At 50.5% G+C, this 3,329-nt stretch carries 3 protein-coding genes and 1 pseudogene; 1 reads left to right on the top strand and 3 read right to left on the bottom strand.

Annotated features, from left to right (window positions below):
- Nucleotides 1-580 precede the first annotated feature (580 nt).
- Nucleotides 581-727 (top strand): annotated as a pseudogene (locus tag lacNas_RS14590) (transcription regulator); the annotation flags it as partial.
- A gap of 383 nt (nucleotides 728-1,110) precedes the next feature.
- On the opposite strand, the gene ribH reads toward lacNas_RS14590, so the two are convergent.
- From ribH to lacNas_RS10300, 3 genes are all read right to left on the bottom strand, one after another.
- On the bottom strand, nucleotides 1,111-1,575 hold the full coding sequence (gene ribH / locus lacNas_RS10290; protein ID WP_201330195.1) for a 6,7-dimethyl-8-ribityllumazine synthase: 465 nt from the start codon (nucleotides 1,573-1,575) through the stop codon (nucleotides 1,111-1,113).
- A 15-nt stretch (nucleotides 1,576-1,590) separates the two neighbouring features.
- Nucleotides 1,591-2,769 (bottom strand): GTP cyclohydrolase II, encoded by a 1,179-nt coding sequence (gene ribA, locus lacNas_RS10295; protein ID WP_201330196.1) that lies wholly within the window; start codon nucleotides 2,767-2,769, stop codon nucleotides 1,591-1,593.
- A 19-nt stretch (nucleotides 2,770-2,788) separates the two neighbouring features.
- On the bottom strand, nucleotides 2,789-3,329 hold a 541-nt coding region (locus tag lacNas_RS10300; protein ID WP_201330197.1), incomplete at its 5' end, for a riboflavin synthase.

Below are 3,329 nucleotides of genomic sequence, written 5' to 3' on the forward strand. Positions count from 1 at the left end.
TTATTTGCTTGCGAATTGACTTCGCTTATTTGATTGGATCAAACTTTGTTTGACCCGCACACTGCGAAACTTTGTTCAGTTTTCAAAGTACCAACTTGCGTCAAGTGACGCAACGTTTTATATCTTACTCGCTTGTTGACTTCTTGTCAACAAGTTTTTGATATTTTCTTTTTCGTGCCTCCGACGAATTCCTTCTTCGCCGCGACAACAAATATTAGTATACTCGTTATTTCTGAAAGGTCAAATCAACCTTTTCATCCGGTTTATAGTAGGTACAGCCGGCAGAGTTGTAATAAGCATCATTCGATATACTTTTACTTTTGTTTTCGCTTTCGGGGAAAAATCTTTTTCCTTGGAAAGAATAGTTCGGATTATCACAGTTTTACCGGGAGAAAAAAGACAAAACTTTTTATTTTTTTGCTTTAAACAAGAAAAAAACACTAGAGTGAAGCACTCTAGTGTCAGTAAACTCTTCATTTTTACCAATATCCAATGCACTTGGTCCACAGCAAACCGCCGCCAAGCCAGATAACATTGAAGATCAGACCGATAATCGCGCTCAGCCGCCACCAGTCTTTATAACGTTCCTGGCGTCAAGGTCATCCCTTTAGTGCCAAGCCAGCGGAGCTACTGCTACTCCAGCTTGGGCATCCGCGAGAATTTCATTCCAAATGATGTCCAGAAGCAGTATCTGGAGATCTTGAAGGAGCACCAAGACCTTAATTAAACAAAAATAAAAAGCTGACTTGGTCAGCTTTTTTAACAGGAAAAGGGCCCCGCGTCTCAACACTAACGCGAAGCCCCTTATGCCAATAATATTCAATTTTATTTCAAGCTGCCGAGCAAGCCGTCATTCTTGATCGGCCCAGCCGCCGTGTACAAACAGAACACCCTTGCGCGGAAGGCTTTCCCGCTAAAATGCGGCCGCTGCCTTAGCCTTGAGCTTGCTGACAGCAAACTGACAAATACGCCCTTTCAGGAGGCTCATTCATCAACCATCTTTTCTGTCATTCGCATACGCCCTTTCCATAAGGTTCGTTACGATATTCGAAAGTACTTTCTCTACTTAGGATAATAGCACAAAAGTTAAGCGCTTGCAAGCTCTGGAGCTTAGCCGATTTTTTCCTGCAGGCTCATCATTTCTAGCAGGCTCTGGGCAGTCGCGCTCCCCTCGTTGCCGGCCTTCAAACCTGATCTTTGCAAGGCCTGGTCGATATTCTCCGTCGTCAGCATGCCGAAAGTCACCGGCACCTTGCCCGCCAGGTTCAATTCCATGACCGCGCTGGTTACGTTGCTGATAATCATCGCGTAGTGGTCGGTCTCGCCCTTGATCACCGCTCCCAAAGTCATGATCCCGTCGTATTTGCCGGAATCGACCAGCTTTTTGGCCGCGAAGCCAATTTCAAAAGCCCCCGGCACCCAGTAGGTGTCAATGTCTTCTTCCTTGATCCCGAACTTGACCAAAGTTTCTGCCGCCCCAGCTGCCAGGCTCTTGGTTACTAGCTCGTTAAAGCGGGACACCACGATCGCTACCTTGCCATGAACCTGCTTAAAATCGCCTTGAATTACTGCCATCTTTTTTCTCCTTCACTATAAATTGACTAACATGTGCTTGAAGCGGTCCCGCTTGGTTTCCAGGTATCTGCGGTCCTCATCCGTTGCCGGCATCTCCAGGGGCAGGCGGGCCACGATTTCAACCCCTGCCGCTTCCAATTGCTTGATCTTGTCGGGGTTGTTGGTCAAAAGTTTAACCTGCTTAATTCCCAAATCCTTGATCATTCTGGCGGCCACGTCATACTTGCGCTCATCTGGAGCAAAACCCAAAAGCAGGTTGGCGTCATAAGTGTCGTGTCCCTGATCCTGCAAGGCATAAGCCCGGAGCTTGTTGGTCAAGCCAATTCCCCGGCCTTCCTGGTTGAGGTAGAGAATGACCCCGGACCCCTTTTCTTCAATCTGCCGCATGGCCTGGTGGAGCTGGTGGCCGCAGTCGCAGCGCTTGGAGCCGAAGACGTCCCCGGTTAGGCACTTGGAGTGGATCCGCAGCAGAACCGGCTCATTTTTGGCAATCTCGCCTTTTTTAAGCACCAGATTGCCCTTGCCGTAGTCCTTGATTTCAAACTCACCGTAGTCAGTTGGCAGCTTTACGAATTCTGAGCGACTACTCGCGAAACTTTTGCAGTATTCCTGCAGGTCCGCGATCGTGAAGTAAGGCAGATTGTATTCCTTGGCGATTTCTTGTAATTCCGGCCGGCGGGCCATGTGCCCGTCTTCTTTCAAGACTTCGCAGATGTAGGCAACTTCTGCTTCACCAGCCAGTCTGGCCAGGGTGACTGAGGCTTCCGTGTGCCCGTTTCTTTCCAAAACGCCCCCGTCCTTGGCAACCAGCGGGAAGCAGTGGCCTGGCTTGAAGAAGTCTTCCGGCTTGGATTCCGGATCAGCCAGGGCCTTGATCGTCGTCGCCCGGTCGTAAGCTGAAATCCCCGTGGTCGTCGTCTTGTAGTCAACGCTGACGGTAAAGGCCGTCCCGAATGGGTCCGTGTTGTCCTGCCACATCTGCGGCAATTCCAGTCTTTCCGCGATCTTCCGGCCAATGCTGGTGCAGAGCAGGCCCCGGGCATGCTTGGTCATGAAGTTGACCTTTTCCGGAGTAACCTTGCTGCCCAGGCCGATCATGTCGCCTTCGGCTTCCCGGTCTTCATCGTCGGCCACGATCACCAGGCCGCCCTGCTTCATCCAGGCAATTGCATCTTGAATCTTTTTGACATCCATCTTTGTTTCCTCGTGCTTTCTACTTGTCCAATTCATTTTTTAAAAAAGCGGCCAGATTGGCTTCCACGTACTTGCCCAGCACGTCGGTTTCCAGGTTGACCTGGTCGCCGACTTTTAGGCTGGCCAAATTCGTTTCCTCCTGGGTGTGAGGGATCAAGCCAACCGAGAACCAGTCCTTGCCAGTATCCATCACCGTTAAGCTGGTCCCGTTGATGGCAACTGACCCTTGCGGGACGATCTGCTTTTTCAAGCGGGCCGGCAGGAAAAAGCGGAGCTCCAAGGCATTCTCGTTTTGCTTCAAGTCAACCACTTCTGTCGTTTCATCAACGTGCCCGGTCACGATATGCCCTTCAAAGCGGCCGCCCACTGGTACGCTGCGCTCCATGTTCACTTGGTCACCGGCCTGTAGCTTTTTGAAAATCGTCTTGTCAAAAGTCTGCGGCATCATGGTTACCGTGAAACTGTCTTTGGAAAAAGCCTCCACCGTCAGGCAGCAGCCGTTGACGGCGATCGAGTCGCCGATTTTTACCCCGGCCAGGTTTTCCGGGACCGTCTTGACC

It is taken from the genome of Lactobacillus nasalidis (genome assembly GCF_016587775.1).
Classification (GTDB): Bacteria; Bacillota; Bacilli; order Lactobacillales; family Lactobacillaceae; genus Lactobacillus; species Lactobacillus nasalidis.